The sequence below is a fragment of the Pseudomonas sp. 09C 129 genome, from assembly GCF_002843625.1.
In the GTDB taxonomy this organism is placed as follows: domain Bacteria; phylum Pseudomonadota; class Gammaproteobacteria; order Pseudomonadales; family Pseudomonadaceae; genus Aquipseudomonas; species Aquipseudomonas chlororaphis.
The window spans coordinates 4,631,905-4,653,884 of the sequence record NZ_CP025261.1; the positions used below are offsets into that span (position 1 = coordinate 4,631,905).

At 64.5% G+C, this 21,980-nt stretch carries 12 protein-coding genes; 3 read left to right on the forward strand and 9 right to left on the reverse strand.

Annotation, left to right across the window (positions count from 1 at the left end; genetic code table 11):
• Positions 1 to 25: 25 nt before the first annotated feature.
• Positions 26 to 340 (forward strand): SCP2 sterol-binding domain-containing protein, encoded by a 315-nt coding sequence (locus CXQ81_RS20660; RefSeq protein WP_007921837.1) that lies wholly within the window; start codon positions 26 to 28, stop codon positions 338 to 340.
• 80 nt (positions 341 to 420) lie between these two features.
• Here CXQ81_RS20660 and CXQ81_RS20665 read toward each other — a convergent pair whose 3' ends face one another.
• From CXQ81_RS20665 to CXQ81_RS20700, 8 genes are all read right to left on the reverse strand, one after another.
• Positions 421 to 2,043: an ABC transporter ATP-binding protein gene (locus CXQ81_RS20665; protein WP_101338403.1), complete on the reverse strand. Its 1,623-nt coding sequence runs from the start codon at positions 2,041 to 2,043 to the stop codon at positions 421 to 423.
• Position 2,044: 1 nt separating this feature from the next.
• On the reverse strand, positions 2,045 to 3,067 hold the full coding sequence (locus CXQ81_RS20670; RefSeq protein ID WP_101338404.1) for an ABC transporter permease: 1,023 nt from the start codon (positions 3,065 to 3,067) through the stop codon (positions 2,045 to 2,047).
• On the reverse strand, positions 3,067 to 4,128 hold the full coding sequence (locus tag CXQ81_RS20675) for a microcin C ABC transporter permease YejB (RefSeq protein ID WP_101338405.1): 1,062 nt from the start codon (positions 4,126 to 4,128) through the stop codon (positions 3,067 to 3,069). The genes CXQ81_RS20670 and CXQ81_RS20675 overlap by 1 nt, the downstream gene beginning before the upstream one ends.
• Positions 4,115 to 5,968, reverse strand: coding sequence for an extracellular solute-binding protein (locus CXQ81_RS20680; RefSeq protein WP_101338406.1), 1,854 nt, complete (start codon positions 5,966 to 5,968; stop codon positions 4,115 to 4,117). The genes CXQ81_RS20675 and CXQ81_RS20680 overlap by 14 nt, the downstream gene beginning before the upstream one ends.
• A 273-nt stretch (positions 5,969 to 6,241) precedes the next feature.
• Positions 6,242 to 9,136, reverse strand: coding sequence for a TonB-dependent receptor (locus CXQ81_RS20685; RefSeq protein WP_101338407.1), 2,895 nt, complete (start codon positions 9,134 to 9,136; stop codon positions 6,242 to 6,244).
• Between the two features lie 184 nt (positions 9,137 to 9,320).
• The gene (locus CXQ81_RS20690; protein WP_101338408.1) at positions 9,321 to 12,260 is read right to left on the reverse strand and encodes a TonB-dependent receptor; all 2,940 of its coding nucleotides are present in this window, start codon (positions 12,258 to 12,260) and stop codon (positions 9,321 to 9,323) included.
• 105 nt (positions 12,261 to 12,365) lie between these two features.
• Positions 12,366 to 13,319, reverse strand: coding sequence for a FecR domain-containing protein (locus tag CXQ81_RS20695; RefSeq protein WP_101338409.1), 954 nt, complete (start codon positions 13,317 to 13,319; stop codon positions 12,366 to 12,368).
• Positions 13,316 to 13,828: a sigma-70 family RNA polymerase sigma factor gene (locus CXQ81_RS20700; RefSeq protein WP_007921828.1), complete on the reverse strand. Its 513-nt coding sequence runs from the start codon at positions 13,826 to 13,828 to the stop codon at positions 13,316 to 13,318. The genes CXQ81_RS20695 and CXQ81_RS20700 overlap by 4 nt, the downstream gene beginning before the upstream one ends.
• Before the next feature lie 300 nt (positions 13,829 to 14,128).
• Between CXQ81_RS20700 and CXQ81_RS20705 the strand changes: the two genes are divergently transcribed.
• Together CXQ81_RS20705 and CXQ81_RS20710 are read left to right on the forward strand one after the other, a co-directional pair.
• The gene (locus tag CXQ81_RS20705) at positions 14,129 to 15,847 is read left to right on the forward strand and encodes a hydrogenase maturation protein (RefSeq protein ID WP_101338410.1); all 1,719 of its coding nucleotides are present in this window, start codon (positions 14,129 to 14,131) and stop codon (positions 15,845 to 15,847) included.
• 189 nt (positions 15,848 to 16,036) lie between these two features.
• Positions 16,037 to 19,321, forward strand: coding sequence for an AAA family ATPase (locus tag CXQ81_RS20710; protein ID WP_101338411.1), 3,285 nt, complete (start codon positions 16,037 to 16,039; stop codon positions 19,319 to 19,321).
• Here the strand turns inward: CXQ81_RS20710 and CXQ81_RS20715 are convergent.
• The gene (locus CXQ81_RS20715; protein ID WP_101338412.1) at positions 19,312 to 21,942 is read right to left on the reverse strand and encodes a glucosidase; all 2,631 of its coding nucleotides are present in this window, start codon (positions 21,940 to 21,942) and stop codon (positions 19,312 to 19,314) included. The two genes, CXQ81_RS20710 and CXQ81_RS20715, sit on opposite strands and share 10 nt — an antisense overlap.
• Positions 21,943 to 21,980 lie beyond the last annotated feature (38 nt).

The window sequence follows — 21,980 nt, forward strand, 5'->3', positions numbered from 1 at the left end:
TAACAACCCATAAAAGGATCGAACCATGACCTCCGTAGCCGACGCCGTACAAGCCATGAAAGCCAAGTTCAACCCAGCTGCCGCTGCCGGCCTGGACCTGGTTTTCGGTTTCCGTATCGATGACACCAAGAACTTCTCGCTGATCGTCAAAGACAGCACCTGCGAGCTCAAGGAAGGCGAGAACCCGGACGCCCAGGTCACGCTGGTAATGGACGGCGAAACCCTGCAAGGCATCGTCAGCGGCGAAACCGACGGCATGCAGGCCTTCATGGGCGGCAAACTGCGCGCCGAAGGCGACATGATGCTGGCGATGAAGCTGAGCGAACTGTTCCCGGCCTGAGTAAGCGCTTCCCCAGGGAAGCCCTTGTTTGCCCACGAATCCCGCCTTCCGGCGGGATTCGTCGTTTCAGGCCCGCGCGTTCAGTCGGCGCCAAGGGGCTCGGCCAGCGGCAAACCGGTGACGGGAGCCGCCATCACCGAGGACGCCGCCAGCAGCTCCCGGGTATAGGGATGGCGCGCCGTGCCGAACAGTTGCTCGGTCTCGCCGCGCTCCACCACTTCGCCCTCCTTCATCACGATCAGGTCATGGGCCAGCGCCCGCACCACCGCCAGGTCGTGGCTGATGAACAGGTAGGTCAGACCATGCTCCTGTTGCAAGCGGCGCAGCAGCGTCACCACCTGTTTCTGCACCGTGCGGTCGAGGGCCGAAGTCGGTTCGTCGAGCAGGATCAGTTCCGGCTTGAGCACCAGGGCGCGGGCAATGGCGATGCGCTGGCGCTGGCCGCCGGAAAACTCATGGGGGTAGCGATGGCGGCTGGCCGGGTCGAGGCCGACCTCCTGCAAGGCTTCGATCACCGCCTGCTCGCGTTGCCACGCATTCAGCTCGCTATGCACCAGCAAGCCTTCGGCAATGATCTGCTGCACGCTGAGGCGCGGGCTGAGGCTACCGAAGGGGTCCTGGAACACCACTTGCAGCTGCCGACGCAATGGCCGCAGTTGCTTGCCGTCGAGGCTGTGCAGGTCCTGCCCCTTGAAGCGGATGCGGCCTTCGGACTCGATCAGCCGCAGGATCGCCTGGCCCAGGGTCGACTTGCCCGAGCCGGATTCACCGACAATGCCCAGGGTCTTGCCCCGTTGCAGTTGCAGGTCGATGCCGTTCACCGCCTTCAGGTAACGCCTGGGCCGCAGCCAGCCACCGCCCTGGCGGAACCAGACCTTCAGCCCGTCCACCGCCAGCAGGGTCGCGCTGGGCCCGCGGCGCAGCGCCTGGCCGCCAGGCTCGGCATTCAGCAGCTGGACGCTGTAGGGATGCCGGGGATCGGCGAACAGCTGCGCGCAGCCCGCCGTTTCGACTATCTCCCCGGCACGCATCACCGCCACCCGCTGGGCGATGCTGCGCACCAGGTTGAGGTCGTGGCTGATCAGCAGCAAGGCCATGCCCAGGCGCTGCTGCAAATCCTTGAGCAGTAGCAGGATCTTGCGCTGCACCGTCACGTCGAGGGCGGTGGTCGGCTCGTCGGCGATCAGCAGCTCCGGTTCGCAGGCCAGGGCCATGGCGATCATCACCCGCTGGCGTTGCCCGCCGGAGAGCTGATGGGGATAGGCCTGCAAGCGCTGCTCCGGCTGCTGGATGCCCACCAGATGCAGCAGTTCCAGGATCCGTTCGCGGGCCTGGCTGCCGGCCAACCCCTTGTGCAGGCGCAGGGTTTCCCCCAGCTGTCGCTCCAGGCTATGCAGGGGGTTCAGCGAGCTCATGGGCTCCTGGAAGATCATCGCGATGCGGTTGCCACGCAGCTGGCGCAAGCGCGCCGGGCTGGCGCCGAGCAGCTCTTCGCCGCGATAACGGATGCTGCCCGCGATGCGCGTGCTGCCCGGGTCGAGCAATTGCAGGAGGCTGTGGGCCGTCACCGACTTGCCGGAGCCGGATTCGCCCACCAGCGCCAGGCATTCGCCGCCGCGGATCTCCAGGTCGATGCCATGCACCACTTCAGTGGCCTTGAACGCCACCCGCAGGCCGCGCAGTTCAATCAGTCGTTCACTCATCTCAATGCCTCGGATCGAAGGCGTCGCGGCAGGCTTCGCCGATAAACACCAGCAACGACAGAATCAGCGCCAGGGCGAAAAACGCCGTCAGCCCCAGCCAGGGCGCCTGCAGATTGCTTTTGCCCTGGCCGATCAACTCGCCCAGGGACGCGCTGCCGGCCGGCATGCCGAAGCCGAGAAAATCCAGGGCCGACAGGGTGGCGATGGCCCCGGTGAGGATGAACGGCAGATACGTCAGGGTGGCGCTCATGGCGTTGGGCAGGATGTGCCGCAGCATCACCTGGGTATCGCCGACACCCAGGGCCCGCGCCGCCTTGACGTACTCCAGGCCGCGGCTGCGCAGGAACTCGGCGCGCACCACATCCACCAGGGCCAGCCAGGAAAACAGCGCCATGATCCCCAGCAGCCACCAGAAACCCGGCTCGACGAACCCCGAGAGAATGATCAGCAGATACAGCACCGGCAGCCCCGACCAGACCTCCTGCAGGCGCTGCCCCAACAAGTCGATCCAGCCGCCGTAATAGCCCTGCAGGGCGCCGGCGGCGATGCCGATCAGCGTGCTGGCGGCGGTCAGCGCCAGGGCGAACAGCAGCGACACCCGGGTGCCGAAGATCACCCGCGCCAGCACGTCCCGGGCCTGGTCGTCGGTGCCCAGCCAGTTCTGCGCCGAGGGCGGACTGGGCGCCGGTTGCGTCAGGTCGTAGTTGACCGTGTCGAAAGCGAAAGGAATCGGCGCGAACAGCAACCAGCCGCCCTGCCCTTCGATCAACTGGCGCACCGAAGCGCTGCGGTAATCCGGCTGGAACGGCAGCTCGCCGCCGAACTGCTGCTCGGTGTAACGCTTGAACGCCGGGAAATACCACTGGCCCTGGTAAGCCACCAGCAAAGGCTTGTCGTTGGCGATCAGCTCGCCGCCGAGGCTCAGGGCGAACAGCGCGATGAACAGCCACAACGACCACCAGCCGCGCCGGTGGGACTTGAAGCGCTGCCAGCGCCGCTGGCCTATGGGAGACAAGGTCAACATCAGGCGCTCCTTGCACTGAAGTCGATGCGCGGATCGACCAGGGTGTAGCACAGGTCGCCGAGCAGTTTTATCAGCAGACCGAACAGGGTGAAGATGAACAGCGAGCCGAACACCACCGGGTAATCCCGCGACACCGCGGCGTCGTAGCTCAGGCGCCCGAGACCGTCGAGGGAGAAGATCACCTCGATCAGCAGCGAGCCGCCGAAGAACACATTGACCAGGGCCTGGGGCAAGCCGGCGACCACCAGCAGCATGGCGTTGCGAAACACATGGCCGTACAGCACCTGCCGCTCGCTCAGGCCCTTGGCCCGGGCGGTGACCACATACAGGCGGGAAATCTCGTTGAGAAAGCTGTTCTTGGTCAGCAGGGTCAAGGTGGCGAAACCGCCGATCACCAGGGCGCTGACTGGCAGCACCAGGTGCCAGAAATAATCGACGACCTTGCCCCAGGCCGAGAGCTGGGCGAAGTTCTCCGAGACCAAACCGCGCACCGGGAACCAGTCGAGCAAGGTGCCGCCGCCGAACACCACGATCAGCAGCAGGGCGAACAGGAACCCCGGCATCGCATAGCCGATGACGATCGCCGCGCTGCTCCAGACATCGAAGGCCGAGCCGTCATGAATGGCCTTGCGAATCCCCAGCGGGATCGACACCAGGTAGGTGATCAGCGTCGCCCACAGGCCCAGCGACAAGGTCACCGGCAGCTTCTGTGCGATCAGCTCGGTGACCTTGGCGCCACGAAAGAAACTGTCGCCGAAATCCAGCCGCGCATAGTGCTTGAGCATCAGCCACAAACGCTCGCCGGCGGGTTTGTCGAAGCCGTACTGGCGCTCGATATCGGCCAGCAGCTTGGGGTCCAGGCCACGGGTGGCGCGGGACTCGCCGCCCACCGTCTCGACATGCCCGCCGCCCACCGCCGCGGCGCCAATGCCTTGCAGGCGGGCGATGGCCTGCTCCACCGGGCCGCCGGGCGCCGCCTGGACGATGACGAAGTTCACCAGCAGGATGCACAGCAAGGTGGGCACGATCAGCAGCAGGCGCCGCGCGCTATAAGCCAGCATGGACCGCCTCCCCGCTACGTTGGCGCATCTGGCTCAGGGTCAGTGCCTCGGCGCTGACCTCCCACCAGGTGTCGAGCCCGGCGTCGTACAGGGGGGCGATGGCCGGCCGGCCAAAGCGGTTCCACCACACCGAGGAAATGCCCGGCGGGTAGTAGTTGGGAATCCAGTAGTAGCCCCACTGCAACACCCGGTCCAGCGCCCGGGCGTGGGCCAGCATGCTGGCGCGGCTGTCGGCCTGCACCAGGGCGCTGATCAGCCCGTCCACCACCGGGTCGCGCAGCGCCATGTAGTTGTTCGAGCCCGGGTCGTCGGCGCTCACCGAACCGAAGTAGTTGAACAGCTCGCGCCCCGGCGCCTGGGACACCGGGTAGGCGGCGATGATCATGTCGTAGTCGCGGCTGCGCACGCGGTTGGTATATTGCGCGGTGTCGACCTGGCGGATATCGAAGCCGATGCCGATCTGCACCAGGTTGCGCTTGAACGGCAGCAGTAAACGCTCCAGGCCTTTCTGGCCATTGAGAAAGGTGAAATGCAGGGGCTCGCCGGCGGCGTTGCGCAACTGATCGCCCTGGGGTTTCCAGCCCGCCTGTTCCAGCAGCTTCAGCGCCTGCAACTGCTGCGGGCGGATGATCCCGCTGCCGTCGGTGCGCGGCGCCTGGAACACCTGGGTAAAGACCTCGTCCGGGACCTGCCCGCGCCAGGGTTCGAGGATCTTCAGTTCTTGCGCGTCCGGCAGCGCCGCTGCCGCCAGTTCGCTGTGGGAAAAGAAGCTCTGCTGGCGCAGATACAGGCTGCGCATCATCTGCCGGTTGCTCCACTCGAAGTCCCAGAGCATGGCGATCGCCTGGCGCACCCGGCGGTCCCGGAACTGCGGTTTCTGCAGATTGAAAATAAAGCCCTGGGCGCCCAGGGCCGAACCCGGCGCCAGGTGTTCGCGCACCAGCCGCCCCTGCTCCAGCGCGGTGCCGGCATAACCGATGGTGTAGCCGGTGGCGGAGAACTCGCGGTTGTAGTCGTAGCCGCCGGCCTTGAGGATCTGCCGCGACACATCGGTGTCGGCGAAGAACTCCACCCGCAGCCGGTCGAAGTTGTAGCGTCCACGGACCACCGGCAGGTCCTGCCCCCACCAGTCCTTGACCCGCTCGAAGTCGACGCTGCGCCCGGCGTCCACCGCGCTCACCCGGTACGGCCCGCTGCCCAGCGGCGCTTCGAAGCCGCCACCGTCGGCGAAATTGCGGCCGCGCCACCAGTGCTCGGGCAACACCGGCAGCGATGCCAGGTCCAGGGGCAAGGTCCGGCTCTCAGTGTTCTTGAACACAAAACGCACCCGGGTCGGCGATTCCACCTGCACCTCGGCGACATCGGCGAACTGCTGACGGTACTTGAAGCTGCCCTGGGTCATCAGCAGCTCGAAGGTGTAGCGCACGTCCTCGGCGGTGATCGGGCTGCCATCGTCGAAGCGCGCCCGCGGGTTGAGGTAAAAGCGCAGCCAGGAACGGTCCGCGGCCAGCTCCAGGCCTTCGGCCACCAGGCCGTACACGGTGTAGGGCTCATCCTTTGAGCGATAGGCCAGCGGCGCGTACAGCCAGCCGTCGATGTCGGCCACGCCGGTGCCTTTGTCGATATACGGAATCAGATGGTCGAAGGGCCCGCTTTCCAGGGAGGAACGGCGCAGGCTGCCGCCCTTGGGAGCGTCCGGGTTGACATAGTCGAAATGCTGGAAGCCGGCGGGGTATTTCGGGGCTTCGCCGTAGACCGTCAGCGACGGTTGCACGGCGGCCAGCAGCACGGGGCTCGGCAGCAGGCAGAGCCAGAACAGCACAGCGCGTTGCAACAACATGGAATGATGCCTCTTTGAACAGGGGCCAGGATGACGGTGTCTGTACCGGCGTCATCGCGAGCAAGCTCGCTCCTACAGAGGACCTGTGCACTTCTGTAGGAGCGAGCTTGCTCGCGAAAGATCGTCCAGCCGCCACTCGACTCCCAGCCTTATCTCTCCACCCGAAACACCCCGCTCCTGCCTGTCATGTGCAACTGACCGGGCATTTTTATAGAGCGGGTTTTAGAACCTTTGGTTACTAAAAAGCGTCCGGACCTTTTATTGCCGGTCAACTCAGAAGTTGTAACTGAGCCGCGTGTACAAGGTCCTTCCGAACGGGTCCGAGTAGCGTGGGTCGTAGCCGCTCTGGAAGGTGTAGGTCTGGTTGCTGAACGGCGGCTCGCGGTCGAACAGGTTCTTCACCCCGAGGGTCACGCCCAGGGCCTGGCGCCAGGTGTAGGTGCCGGCCAGGTCCCAGACGTTGTAGGAGCCGACGCGGTTATGGCTGTCGCGATCGGAGTCGTGATAACCGCTGGTGTAGCGGTTGGTCAGGGTCGCGCCCAGCGGCCCCTGGTTCCAGGTCGCGGTCAGGCTGTGGCGCCAGCGCGCCACCGCGCCGGCCGAGGCGAAGTCGCCGCCGCGAAAATCCCCGAGCTTGTCGATGTATTCGCCCTTGAGCTGTTGCTGGTAGTCGTAACGGGTGACGTAGGTGCCTTGCAGCCCCAGGCCGAACTCGCCCCAGGCAGTGGCTGGCAGGCGATAGTCGAGGCTGACATCGACCCCGCTGGTCTTGAGCTTGCCCAGGTTGGCCATGCCCGTGACCACATGATCGATGGAGCCGTCGGCCTTGCGCACCAGCCGGTCGGCGTACAGGTCGGGGTTGTCGAACGGCGCCGACTCGGGAAACTCGGCGATCTGGTTGGCGACCTTGATCCACCAGAAATCCAGCCCGGCATTGAGCCGCTCGAACGGCTGGTAGACGAAGCCGAATGTCACGTTGCGCGCGGTTTCCGGCTTCAGCTCGGTGTTGCCGCCGGTGCTGCGGTTGAACTGCTGGGCGCAGTCGCGGTTGCCGATCCCGCCATTGGCCGGGGTGCCGCCGGGGCATAGCCGCGGGTCGTTGTAGTTGGCGTTGGTGAAGGTGGTAAAGGTCGGGTTGTACAGCTCGTACAGCGACGGCGCGCGGAAGCCTTCACTGTAGGCGCCGCGCAGCACCAGCTCCTTGAAGGGCTGGAAGCGGAACGAATACTTGGGGTTGGTGGTACTGCCAAAGTCGCTGTATTTGTCATGCCGGATCGCCGCCGTCAGCTCCAGGCTGTCGAGCACCGGCACGTTGAGTTCGGCGTACTGCGCCTGCACGCTGCGGTCGCCCGACACACTGCCGTTGGGGTCGATGCCCAGGCTCTGCACATTGCCGGCGAACTGGGCGAAATCCTGGTGGAAGTCTTCCTTGCGGTACTCGCCGCCCAGGGCCAGGGCCGCGGGGCCGGAGCCGAACCAGTCGCCGATCTCGCGGCTGACCCGCCCGTCGATGGCCTTGACCCGCCCGACCGCCGTGGCGTAATCGCCGTCCACCGTATTGGCCGCCAGCAGCGCGCTGCCTGCCGCGGTCTGCGGGCCGAAGGGGTTGATCACGCCATTGGCGATGCCCTCGGACACTGCCACATCGTTCACGTAGCCGCTGCGGATGGTACTGACCACCTTGTTCTGGTTGTACGAGGCGCCGATGTTGTAGTCCCAGCCCGCCACGCTGCCATCGAAACTCAGCAGCAGGCGCTGGCCGGTGTTGTCGTCTTCATGGCGGCGGGCGCCGACATCGGTTTCCCGCCAGTTGGCCGCCACCGGTTGCGTCGGGTCGAGGGCAAAGCCGCTCGGCCCCGGGGTGATGCCATTGCCCGGATAGAACGCGGTGCCCGGGTTGACCTGATTGCCCATCAGGGTGCCGGGGCCGATCTGGGTGCGGTTCTCGTTGCGCGCCCAGAAGTATTCGAGGCTGACGTTGTGATCGTCGCTGAGCTTGCCGGTGGCCTTGGCGAAGGCCGAGGTCTTTTCGGTTTCCGGCACCAGGTCCAGGTAGCTCCACAGGCTCTGGCGGCAAATGCCGTTGCGCGACAGCAAGCCCGGCGCGTTGCAGCCGGAGCCGGCCAGCGGGTTGGTGGCATTGGCGCCCTGGCTCCAGTTGGCCGGCGAGGCGGTGCCGGAGGTGTAGTCCAGGCCCCGGCCCGGCTGGTAGTTGTAGGTGTAGCCGCGATCCTTGGCGGCCAGGTGCTCTTGTTTGTCGTAGCTGACCACGCCGAACACGTTGAAGCGGTCTTCCTCCAGGTCGCCGATGCCCCAGCTGCCGCTGAAGTTCCTGCTCTGGCCACCGCCGGAATGGCTCGGGGTGTCGTAGCCGGTACTGACCTGGCCGCGGGTCAGGCTCTTCTTGGTGATGAAGTTGATCACCCCGCCGATGGCGTCGGTGCCGTACAGCGCGGACGCGCCGTCGCGCAGCACCTCGACCCGGTCGATGGCGGCAAACGGAATGGTGTTGAGGTCGACCCCGGAGCCGTTGATGGCATTGGTCGCGTTGTTGCTCAGGCGCCGGCCGTTGAGCAAAACCAGGGTCTTGTTCGGGCCTATGCCGCGCAGGTCGGCATAGGCCGCCCCGCCGCTGCTGGAGCCCACCGAGCGCCCGGAGCCGACCGAGGACTGGTTGGCGGAAATCCGGTTGATCAGCTCTTCGGTGGTGGTCACGCCCTGCTCGCGCAGCTTCTCGACCCGCAGCACGGTGACCGGCACCGCGGTCTCGGCATCGACCCGGCGGATCGCGGTGCCGGTCACTTCCACCCGCTGCAACTGGGTGGTGGGCTCAGTAAATGCCGGGGCGCTGCTGGCGGTGCTGGTGTCCGCCACGAGGGTCACGCCCTGGGTGTCCTGCTGCTCCTTCAGGCCGCTGTCCTGCAAGGCCAGGGTCAGCGCCTGGTGCTGGTCGAGCTGGCCCTGGATCGCCGGCGCATAACGGCCGCTCACCAGCTTCTGCTCGAAGGAAATCGGCAGGCCGGTCTGTCGGGAAATCTGCAGCAGGGTCTGGTCCAGCGGCCCCGCGGGCAGGTTGAACGGAGTGGTCGCGGCCCAGGCCGGCAATACATTCAGCGCCGCCAGCAAGGCCAGGCTCAAAGGGGATCTACGGGGTACGAACAGACTCATGGACAACCATCCCTGCATTAGGTGTATGCAGGGATGTGCAACGGCCCGGAGGTTTTTATAGAGGCCGGTCTAGACCGTTGGGTGATGAGCTTATGCCTGTTCATCTGCCCCGTAGGAGCGCAGCTTGCTCGCGATGCAGGCGCCGCGCTGCATCAGGCCAGACACCATCAGCCACAGGGAGGGTTCAGCCGCCAAAGTGATAACTCACATCCAGCCACCACTGGCGGCCGTAGGGGTCGTAGTTGCCGGTGGGGTAATACGGCCAGCCGCCGGAGTCGTCGCGCTTGACCTGGTTCAGCAGGTTGTTGACGGTCAGGCCGACGCTGGCGCGGTCGTTGACCTTGTAGCGGGCGCTGGCGTTGAACACGGTCCAGGGCGACAGGCGCCCGTCCGAGTTGCCGTTGGTCACGCTGCCATAGCGGATGCCCAGCAGGGTCGCGGTGTAGTGCTGGTAATCCCAGGTCAGGCTGGCGTTGACCTTGCTGCGCCAGTCATGATTGCTGCGGTCCACGCGCCAGTCCTGGGTCGGCGCGTCGTCCGATTCCTTGTAGAAATGCGAGAGCACCAGGGTGTAGCCCAGGGTCGAACTGAACGCCCCGTACTCCCCGGCGCCCCAGCGGATATTGCTTTTCAGGTCGAGCCCGCTGACCCGTTCGCTGGCGGCGTTGATCGCATTGATCTGCACCCTCTGCAAGCGGTTCGGGTCCACCGCGGCAGTGCCCGGGTTGCGCTGGATGCGCGCCAGGGTCGCCTGGCAGCTGGCCGAATTGATGTCCATGGCGCCACTGCGGCAGGCGTTTTCCTCTTGCAACAGGCGGTTCTGGTCGACGGTGGTCAGCAGGTCTTCGATCTGCACGCGCCAGTAATCCACCGACACATCGAAGTTGCGCGACGGCGACCAGACGAACCCGTAGGTCCAGGATTTGCCCCGCTCGGACTTGAGGTCGGCGGTGCCGCTCTGGGTGTAGTCCACCCGCCCGCGATCGCAGGCGCCCTCCACACCCTGGCTGCACCCGTAGTAGTCGATCTGGTCCGGCACATAGCCGTTGGTGTCGGCCTGGTAGATGTAGTTCAGGTCCGGGGCGCGGAAGCTGGTGCCGTAGCTGCCGCGCAGCAGCAGGCTGTTCAGCGGGCGCCATTCCAGGCCCAGGTTGTAGGTCTTCTGCTGCTCGGTGCGGCCGCTGAATTTGTACTGGTCCCAGCGCCCCGCCAGCGACGCCAACAGGCTGTCGCTGATCGGCACGCTGAACTCGCCGCCGGCGGCATAACGCTTGCGCGAGCCACCGGAACTCTGCGCCGGGGTGGTGCCGTAGAAGCTGCCGTCGTTAAGCCCATCGTCCGGGTCGATGCGGTATTCCTGTTTGCCCAGCTCCAGGATGCCGGCGAAGCCCACCGGCCCGGCCGGCAAGTCGAACAGCTCGCCGTTGAGCGAGGCGTTGTAGCTCTGCGACACCGACTTGCTGGTCTGGGTCAGGTTGCGGCGAAACTGCCGCCACTCCTCTTCGGTCAGCGGCCGGTCAAGCCGTGAGGCATCCGGGGCGAACAGCGGATACCCGCCCTGCTCGCCCAGCTGCGGCCCCAGGTAGAAATCGCGAATAGTGGCCGACGGCGTATAGCGGGTGGTGCGCACGCTGCGGTACTCCGAGCGGTTGGCCGCCAGCTCGTAGCTCCAGGCCGTGTCGGCGATCCGGTCGGACAGGCCCAGGGTGCCGGTCCATGAGGTGTCGCGCCACTTGCTGTTGTTGCTGGTGCGGCCGCCGATTTCCTCCTCGGAGAAACGCCGGAACCAGCGCTCCAGGTTACCCGTGTTCCGGTTGATGAAGTCGGGCGAGGTGAAGCTCGGCCCGCGGGTGTTGTTCTGGATATGGTCCAGGCCATACATCAGGTCGGCGAAGACCTTGCCGCTGTCGCTGAAATGCCAGGTGCCGCGGGTGTAGCCGTCGTAGTTTTCCTTCTGCGTCTGCAAGGTCCAGTAATCGTTGTAGACCTGGTCGGTGGTGCAGCGCCCGCCGCTGCCACTGAGGTGGTTGGCAAACACCCCGGAGTAGGCGCCGCAGCCAGGGCCGATGTATTTGCCGCTGTCGAGGTTGCGCCGATAACCGACGTCCAGGGCCGGCCCGCGGTCCATGAAACCGCGGTCGTCGGCCCAGATCGGCTGGCGATGGGTCAGTTCCAGGCCGAACAGGCCATCGAAATCCCCCCAGCTGCCACCGCCGCTGATCTGCAGGCGCTGGTTATCGCCGCCGCCGCGCTCGGTGGTGCCGCCACGCAGGTTGACGTCGATGCCGCTGGCCTTCTCCTTGAGGATGATGTTGACCACCCCAGCAATCGCATCAGAGCCGTAGATCGCCGAGGCGCCGCTGCTGAGAACCTCGATGCGGTCGATGATCGCCGAAGGAATGTTGGCCAGGTTGGTGAAGTTGACCTGGCCGCCATAGGCCGTCGGATAGTCCGCCACTCGCCGGCCGTTGATCAGCACCAGCGTGTGGTTGGGGCCCAGCCCCCGCAGGTTGAGGGCGCTGGCGGCGGGCTGGAAAGTGTTGCCGTAGTCCTCGCCCTGGGTCATGCCGGTGTTCTGCGTCTGGGTCGCCAGGGCGTCGTAGACGTTGCGGTAACCGCGGGCCTCCATCTCTTCATGGGTAATCACGTTCACTGGAGTGGCGCCGTCGGACTGGGCGCGGGCGATGCGCGAGCCGGTCACCGTGACCTTTTCCAGCTGCGGGTCCGCCGCGCGAACCGGCGCCACGGCGCTGACTTCAGGCCTGGCCTTGGCGCTGGCCGGGGCATTGCGAATGGTCAGCCCCTGCTCGCTGTGCTGGGCCTCCAGCCCGCTGCCTTGCAGGGCCCTGTCCACCGCCTGCTGGCCGCCCAGGGCGCCACGGATGGCCGGGCCGCGCTTGCCCTGCACCAGGTCCTGGCTGAAGGAAATCGGCAACCCGCTCTGCCGCGAGATATCCAGCAGCACCTCGTCCAGCGGGCCGGCGGCAATGTCGAAGGTGATCTGTCTCGCCTCTGCCGGTTGGGCCCAGGCGATGCCGCCATGTGCGCCAAATGCCAGGAGCAACGCCAGTGACAGGCGCGCCAGTGGCCGGCGCGGCGGGTTGAAAAGGATCGATGAGTGCATGGGGCGATTCCCTGTTGAATGCGGTTGCAGGGAATGAGCAGCGACTGACGGGTTTTTATAGGGTGGCGGTTAGGCCAAGGGGTTATGGGGTTATAACCGCGCCCTTCAGCGCGGCTCGATGCTGACCCAATATGGGCTGTGGTAGCTGACGCGGATCGGCAGCGAACGCTCGAGCAACTGCAGGCTGCGGTCGCTGTCGTCCAGGGGATAGATGCCGCTCAGGCGCAGGTCGGCCACCTGGGGGCTGAGGCGGATGATGCCGCGCCGGTAGCCACGCAAGCTGTCGATCACCTCGCTCAGGGGCCGGTCGCGGGCCTCGAATACCCCCGAGGTCCAGGCGCTTTCATGGCCCTTGGCACGCTCCAGCAGCAACAGGCGCCGAGCGTCGAAACACAGGCTTTCGCCGGCCTCGACCACCTGCCGCGCGCCACTGGCGGTGAGCACCTCGACCTGCGAATGCAACATCACCAGGCGCGTCCAGTCCTCGCCGCGCTCCACCAGGAACTTCGTGCCCAAAGCCCGCATGCGCCCGTGTTCGGTTTCCACCACGAAGGGCCGCTGCGGGTCCCTGGCCACATCCACCAGCAGTTGACCATTGCGCAGTTGCAACAACCGCTGTTGGGCATCGAAACAGCTCACGACCTGGCTGCGGGCGTTGAGGGTCAGGGCGCTGCCGTCGGCCAGGGTGAAGTCGCGGCGCTCGCCGGTGCCGGTGTACAGGGCGCCCGCCTCGGGCAGCAGGTTGTAGCGCCGGCCGAGCAAGGTCGCGGCCAAGGCCAGGGCCATCACACTCAGGCTGCCGCCGATAAAACGCCGGCGGCTCGACGGCGCATTCAGGCTGTGCAGCAGGCTGTCCCGGGACAGGTTGCGCAACGCCTGGCTGCGCAGCGCCCCCAGGCCGCCACCCATCAGCACGATGATCTGCTCGTGCTGCGGGTCGGCGGCGCGCCAGTCGTGGAATGCCTGGCGTTCCTGGGCGTTCATCTGCCCCGATTGCAGGAGGGCCATCCATTGCGCGGCTTCATCCACCAGCGCTTCGTTCGCGCGCGGCCGGCTCATGCGTCGACCATCGCCTGATAACAGCGCTTGAACGCCTCGGCCATGTACTGCTGGACGCGACTGGTGGACACCCCCAACTGCTGGCCGATTTCGGCGTAGGTCAGGCCGTCGAGCTGATGGTAGAGAAAGGCCGCCTTGGCCTTGGCGGACAAACCGTTGAGCAAGCGGTCCACGGCCAGCAGCGCTTCGATCACCAGCGCCCGCTCCTCGGGTGACGGGTGCACCGGCGTCGGCGCCAGGGCCAGGCTTTCCAGGTAGGCGCGCTCCAGGTCCTGGCGCCGCCAGCCTTCGTAGACCAGGCGCCGGGCGATGGTGGTCAGCAGCGCCCGGGGCTCGCGGATGGCCGCCGGGTCCGGCAGGGCCAGCACCCGCACGAAGGTTTCCGAGGCAATGTCCTGGGCACTGTGATGGCAGCCCAGGACGCGACCCACCGAGGCGCACAGCCACTGATAGTCGCGTTTGAACATCTGCCCGATCAGTGAGTAATGAGGGTTCCGATTCGCACCCATGCCTGGCTCCCTCACAAGACAGCTCCCCCTCTCGAAATCGTCTGGCTGGTTCGGGACATTGCCGACCCAGGATTAGGGGAGCGACTGTGCAACAGGGCTGAATCCATTTGGAAGTAATTAAAAATTTACCCAGGCTAACTAACGAATATATGTAATCCGGCGCCTCGCGGCGCCGCCCGACGCACTTGATTGATCTCGGTCAGCAGGACGCCCAAAGGTCCTCTCTACTCTGGCGCCTCCATCGGCCAGGGACGGCTTTCGGAACGGCCGGCCCCGCTTCATCCTCAAGGAAGAGTCGCTATGCAATCGCTGAAGATCATTCTGCTGTCCACCGCCTTCAACGGTCTCACCCAGCGTGCCTGGCTGGACCTGCGCCAGTCCGGCCATCGTCCCAGCGTGGTGCTGTTCACCAACGAAGAAGACGTTTGCCGGCAGATCGAACAGGCGGACGCCGACCTGGTGATCTGCCCCTTCCTCAAGGACCGGGTGCCCGAGCAACTGTGGCGCCACCCGACCCGCCCGGTGATCATCATCCACCCGGGCATCGTCGGCGACCGCGGCGCCAGCGCCCTGGACTGGGCCATCAGCAACAACCTCGAGCGCTGGGGCGTCACCGCCCTGCAGGCGGTGGAAGAAATGGACGCCGGGCCGATCTGGTCCACCTGGGAATTCAAGGTGCCGGCGCAGGTGCGCAAGTCCGAGCTGTACAACGGGCCGGTGGCCGACGCGGCGATCTACTGCATCCGCGATGTGGTGGAAAAATTCGGCAGCGACTTCGTCCCTGTGCCCCTGGACTACAGCCAGCCGCAGGTGCGCGGCCGCCTGCAACCGAACATGAAACAGGACGACCGCAGCTTCAGCTGGCACGACAGCGCCGCCTTCATCAAGCGCTGCATCGACGCCGCCGACGGCCAGCCCGGGGTCCTGGCCAGCCTCGCCGGCGGGCAGTACTACCTGTATGACGCGCACCTGGATAGCCGCAGCGGCATCCCCGGCGAACTGCTGGCGGTGCACGACGACGCGGTGCTGGTGGCCTGCGGCGACCGCAGCCTGTGGATCGGCTCCCTCAAGCGCAAGGCCCGGCCGGGCACGGAACACTTCAAGCTACCGGCCCGCCATGTGCTGGCCGGCCAACTGGACGGCGTGCCTCACCTGCACTGGTCGGTCGCCAGCGAGCCGTTCAGCGACGAGGCCTACCAGCCGATCCGCTACCGCGAGTCGGGCCACGTCGGCGAGCTGACCTTCGAGTTCTACAACGGCGCCATGAGCACCGAACACTGCCAGCGCCTGGTCAGCGCGCTGCAATGGGCCAAGGCCCGGGACACCCAGGTGCTGCTGATCAAGGGCGGGCGTGGCGCGTTCTGCAACGGCGTGCACCTCAACGTAATCCAGGCCGCGCCGGTGCCGGGCCTGGAAGCCTGGAACAACATCCAGGCCATCGACGACGTCTGCAAGGAGCTGCTCAGCGCCCGCCAGCTGGTGGTCAGCGGCCTCACCGGCAATGCCGGGGCCGGCGGCCTGATGCTGGCGCTGGCGGCCGACGTGGTGCTGGCCCGGGCCAATACCGTCTACAACCCGCACTACAAGAGCATGGGCCTGTACGGTTCGGAATACTGGACCTACAGCCTGCCCCGCGCGGTCGGCCACGCCATGGCGCACAAGCTCACCGACCAATGCCTGCCGATCAACGCTTTCCAGGCCCAGCAGATGGGCATGGTCCAGGAAGTCGGCCCGCGCTGCCCCGACGAGTTCGGCCTGTGGCTGCTGCAGCGGGCCAACGCCGTGCTGACCGAACCGAAATACCAGGCCCTGCGCGAGCGCAAGGCCAACGCCGACCCGCAACTGATGCAGCACTGCCGCAACGCCGAGCTGGAACAGATGCACCTGGACATGGTGCAGAACCGCCACGGCTTCGCCGAGAAATGCGCCGGCTTCGTCTACAAGCGCAAGACCTGCTGCACCCCGCAGCGGTTGATCGAGGACTGGGCCGTGCCGCAGCCGGATACCTTGAGTGCCTGACCGGCCCGCTTCCTTCGGGCTTGATTGCCAGCCTGCACCGCGGTGTCTCAAGGCTCCGTGGTGCGCAAAACGAGACTTTCGGTCGCGACGGCGACATAAGCCTCACGCACATTGGATCCTATCTGCCAGCATGGTTATGCTAGCGTCCATCGACCCCCTCCCGCCGCTCATCACTATTTGCCCAAAACTATGCCCACCCACAACCAGCTGCATTGGCTACATCTGTCAGATATCCACTTTCATAAAAAAACCGCCTGGTCAGACAGCCATGCACGCCGCAAGTTACTGGAGTTCCTGACTCAAAAGTTCCGGGACGGCAAACTGCCCAAACCACAGTTGATCTTCTGCACGGGCGATATCGCTTTTGGGCAGACGCCAGACTGTCCAATGCCTGAGCAGTACCAGCCGGCCAAGGACTTCTTCGACCAGTTGCTTGCCTGTTGTGGCCTGGAGCGGGAGCGACTGTTCGTCGTACCGGGCAATCATGATGTGAACCGCAAGAAAGTCCTCGCGGGCCAGCAGCACCACCTGCGGACCATGGCCAAAGCCTCCATGCGGCACACACAGGAAATCAGCTCCCGCTTTGACAGCCTGTCGGCAGAGTTCACGGCGGACATGAAGCGGATGGAGGACTATGGCGTCTTTACCGCGCAGTACCTGCCGCATCTGCATGACCCCGTGCGACACCTCTATGCCCGACAGATCGATCTGAGCGGTATCAAGGTTGGCATCGCCGGCTTCAACTCCGCATGGAGTTGCTACGACAACGACGATAAGGGGCAAATGTGGCTTGGGGCGGATTGGCAGTTCAACCACATGAGCAGCGCCCTGGAAGGGGCTGACCTGAAGATTGGCCTGATTCACCATCCCCGGGATTGGTTCAATCAGGCCGAAATCGAGATCATCAAAAAACGCAAGGCCCATGACTTCCAGTTCTGGCTGCATGGGCATAGTCACAACCCCTGGCTCGATCCCGGGCAACGCCTGATCAAACTGGAAGCAGGCGCCATAGGTGCCGAGACCGATGACCAGTTCGGCTTCAACCTGGTCAGCCTCGACCTGCAGCAGGGTAGCGGGGTCGCCCATCTGTTCGAATACAAGAATGGCTGGAAAGTACAGACGGTTGCCGATATGGCACCGGACGGGCTCTGGCCTTTCGAACATTCGGTGCGCACGGCCCCGGTTTCATCTGTCGCGGTCCCGGGCAGCGTAGAAGCACCGCCATTATCAGTGCCGGACAATCTACCGTCCGATGACATCCCAAAACCGCCGGAATTGTTTGGTCGCGACAAGCTGATCTCCACCCTCACCGCCACGCTCAAGGAAAAGCCATCCATTGCGTTGTACGGCTTGAGTGGTAATGGCAAGACAACCCTGATCAAGGCGCTGCACCGACAAGCAGCCTTTCAAGGAACGGTCTTTGTGGACATTCACTCAAGCCGCCAGATGACGGTGGGTGAGCTTTTTCGTCGCCTGCTGGATGCGCTGAATAACCGACGGGAAGATCCGCTTCCACCCAGCGGGAGCATCGAGGAACAGGCGCAAGAACTTAAACGGCTTTATCCCCATGCCCAGAATGCGTTCATCTGGATCGACGGTGCCCACCTGCTGCTCGAATCGTCGGGCTGGCGCAACCCCGAGATTCGCACACTCCTGACAGCCCTGTCGCAGGCATTCCCCGACTGGAAGTGGGTCTATGAGTTGAGCGAAAAACCGGAAGAAGGCAGTTTTGGTCGCGACTGTGCGCTACAGGAGATACCCGGGCTCGACCGGGCAGGCTTGGCTTCCCTTCTGGCAGCCAAGGCACCTCAAGAGCAGAGAGCTGAGTGGACGTATACCGGCAATAACTTGAGAGCACTCTACCAGTGGCTGGGTGGAGGACAAGGCGGCACTGCCCATACCTTGGCAATCGAGTTGCTCGCCACTATCGCGGCAGAAAAGCAAAGCTCTCCCCTGGCGGTCTATCAAAACCTTCGTCATGAAGTCATCGAGCGCCTGGACGAGAAACTGCTCGGCATCATTCACGATGAAATACTCGGCGATGCAGAGCAAAGATTGCTCAAGGTCCTGGCGCTTTACCGTAATGCGATTCCACAGGACCATGCCGACTATCTGGAGGACCGCCTGGGTATCCAGGACGCCTGGCAGAACCTGAGAAGGCGCGGCCTGCTGCCTCTCGACAACAACAAAGATCACTACCTGCATGGTTTCATCGCCAGTTGGACGCGGCAGAAAAAACTGGCGCTTAAAGACATCGAACTCACTCCCGACTACGCAGAAAATATCCCGGCAGAAGTAGCGGACATGCACCTGTTGATCGCCCATTGCTGGCAGCGCCAGATCGGGCGTCAGAAAGAGCAGATCAACTTCCAGCGGGCCAATGAAAGCTTCTACCACCTGTTGTGTGGCAACGAACTGGGAACCATCGAGGAGTGGGTCGATCATCTCACCGGGAAGGAAACCGGCTGGAGCAACGAGGCCCTGTGGGCCATCTACCACCGTCGCCGCGATGCAGGTGAGTCGACTGAACGACAGCAGGAAGTCCTGCAGTTGCTGACCAATATTCACCCTCGCGAGCACAAGGCCCAACGTTTTCTGGGCGAATGCCTGCAGAAGACCCGGGGAAACAGCTGCAATGAAGCCTTGCAAGCCTTTGAAAAGGCATTGGAGCTCAGTCCGCAATTTCCGCCCTACCTGGCTAATCTCGGCAAACTCCTCTTGGGGCGAGGCACGAGTGGGGCTGAAGAGTTTCTAGCACGACTTGAGAAGCACCAGAAGGCCTACCCTGAAGCCATCAACAACCATGTCCAGTCCATCCAGAACCGTTGCCAAAAGCTCGTAGGAGATCCAAATGAGGCCACACTTCAGCGCCGCCAAGCCATAGAGGACGGTAGTAGGAACCCTGCGTTCTACACCGAAGAGGCCAAATACCAGTTGGAGCAATGCAATGATGCCAACGAGGCTTTGCGCCTTTTGGATCTTGCCATCAAACGCCAGTGCTCCAACGATCACAGCTTAGCCATCCGGAACAAAGTCCTCGAGAATCTGGATCGTGGCCCAGAAGCCTCTGCTCAACGTCGTCAGGCCATCAACAACGGCAGTAAGAATCCCGCGTTCTACAACGACGAAGCCAGATACCAGTTGGTGCAACGCAATGATGCCAATGAAGCATTACGCCTTTTGGACCTTGCCAGCAAACGCCAGTGTTCCAACGATTACAGCGTATCCATCCGAGGCACGGTACTCGAGAAACTGGATCGTGGCCCAGAAGCCTCCAAATCACGCATGACCAGAATCGAAGCAGGCACTCGCGACCCCGTGCTCTACGCTGATGAAGCAATCTACCAACTGGAAAAGCTCAATGATCCTGAAGAAGCCCTACGCCTATTGGACCTAGCTTGCATGCGCGACTGCAATGATCACGTAACTCAAAACATTCGGCGCATCGTACTGCTGCGTAGAAATCAGCGCTGAAACAACAACGCCACCAGCGCCGTCCAGCCGGTCTGGTGGCTGGCCCCCAGGCCGCGGCCGGTGTCGCCGTGGAAGTATTCATGGAACAGCAGCAGATCCCGGTCCCGGGGATCGGCCTGCAACTGCGCGTAGGCGCACATCGATGGGCGGCGCCCGTCCTCGTCGCGCAGGAACAGGCGGGTCAGGCGCTGGCTCAGGCTGTCGGCGACTTCCTCCAGGGACGCCAGGTAGCCGGACCCGCTGGGGTGTTCCACCGAGAAGTTGTCGGCGTAGTAGCGATGAAACTCGCGCAGCGACTCGATCAGCATGTAGTTGATCGGCATCCACAGCGGCCCGCGCCAGTTGGAGTTGCCGCCATACAGCCGTGAGTCGGAATCGGCCGGCGCGTAACGGGCGCGCAACTGATGACCGTCGACCTGCAGGGCGAAGGGGTGTTCGGCGAAGACCCTGGACAGCGAGCGGATACCGAACTCGGAAAGAAACTCCGCCTCGTCGAGCATGCGCTTGAGCAAGTCCTTGGTGCGCTCGCCGCGCAGCAGTGCGAGCAACAGGCGATTGCCCTGCCCCGGCTCGTTCCAGCGCGACACCAGGCTGGCCAGGTCCGGCCGATGGTGCATGAACTCCAGCAAACGCTCACGCAGCCCCGGCAGGCATTCGTGTTCATGCTGCTCCAGCACCTGCACGGCGAACAGCGGCATCAGGCCGACGATGGAGCGCAGGCGCAGCGGTTCGTTGCCACCGTCGGGGCGATGCAGCACGTCGTAGAAGAACCGGTCCTGCTCATCCCACAGCCCTGTGTCGCCGTTGTCCAGCCGGTTGATGGCGCCGGCGATGTACAGAAAGTGCTCGAAGAACTTCACCGCGATGTCCACGTACACCGGGTTGCGCCTGGCCAGTTCCAGGGCAATGCGCATCAGGTCCAGGGCATAGGCCGCGACCCAGGCGGTGCCGTCGGCCTGGTCCAGGGTGTAGCCCGGCGGCAAGGGCGCCGAGCGGTCGAACAGCCCGATGTTGTCGAGGCCGAGGAAACCACCCTGGAACAGGTTGCGCCCTTCGGCGTCCTTGCGGTTGACCCACCAGGAGAAGTTCAGCAGCAGCTTGTGGAAGATCCGTTCGAGAAAGTCCATGTCGCCCTGGCCGGTCAGGGCTTTTTCCCGCTGGTACACCCGCCAGCTGGCCCAGGCATGCACCGGCGGGTTGGCGTCGTCGAAGCGCCACTCGTAGGCCGGCAACTGCCCGTTGGGATGCATGAAGCGGTCTTTGACCAGCAGCAACAGCTGGTGCTTGGCGAAGCCCGGGTCGATCAAGGCCAGGGCCACCGCCTGGAAACCCAGGTCCCACGAGGCGTACCAGGGGTATTCCCAGGTGTCGGGCATGGCCACGATGTCGAAGTTCGCCAGGTGCCGCCAATGGCTGTTGCGCAGATGGGCGTGTGACGCCGGCGGCGCGGGCTGGCCAGGGTCGCCATCGAGCCAGCGGTTGACGTCGAAATCGTAGAGTTGCTTGGACCACAGCAGCCCGGCCAGGGCCTGGCGCTGCACATTGCGTGCGTCGGCATCGGCGATGCCCTGTTGCAGCGCGGCGTAGAACGCGTCGGCCTCGGCCCGCCGTTGTTCGAACAGGCGCCGGGCGCTGACCTGGGGCGAGCCAGCCGGAGCAAAACGCAGGTATACGCTTTTGCTCTCCCGCCCGGCCAGCTCCAGGGTGAAGTGGGCGGCGGCGCGGGTTCCGCCGTCGCGGGCAATGGCGCTGGCGGAACCTCCCAGCAGGTAGTCGTTGATCCCGTCCTTGAACGGACCGGGCGCGGCCAGGCCATCGAGTCTCGGGAAGTTGGTTTCGTTGTTGCAGAACAACCACTCGCAACGCTCCGGCCCCCAGGCGCTGACCTGCATCGGCGAGCACCGTGGATGCCGGGCCAGCAATTGCTCGCCCTCCAGGCGCAAGCTCGGCTTGCGCGAGTCGCCGCCCCAGCTCCAGGTATTACGCGCCCATACCTGGGGCAAGACCCGCAAACGCGCCGGCTGATGAAAACGGTTGTGCACCGTGACCCGCATGAAGATGTCGTCGACCGCGTGCTTGGCGTATTCCACGGTCACGTCAAAGTAGCGATCGTCCTCGAATACCCCGGTGTCGAGGATCTCGTACTCGGTATCGTCCAGGCCGCGCCGGGCGTTTTCCCGCAGCAGGTCCTCATAGGGAAAGGCCGCCTGCGGGTATTTGTAGAGCATGCGCATATAGGCATGGCTGGGCACGCCATCGAGGTAGAAATACAGCTCCTTGACGTCTTCGCCGTGATTGCCTTCGGCGTTGTTCAGGCCGAACAGGCGCTCCTTGAGAATGCTGTCGCGCTCGTTCCACAGGGCCAGCCCCAGGCACCAGTGCTGGGCCTTGTCGGAGAACCCCGCCAACCCGTCCTCGCCCCAGCGGTAGGCACGGCTGCGCGCATGGTCGTGGGGCAAGTAGGCCCAGGCATCGCCATCGGCGCTGTAGTCCTCGCGCACCGTGCCCCACTGCCGCTCGCTCAGGTACGGCCCCCACTCGCGCCAGGGTTCGCAGGCCTCGCCATTGAGGCGCTGGCCTTCGACCGTTTCGAGGATGCTTGCCGCCGCTGCTGCCGTCATGGGGGTGTCCGTGAGCCATGGAGGTGAAAGCCAGTGTA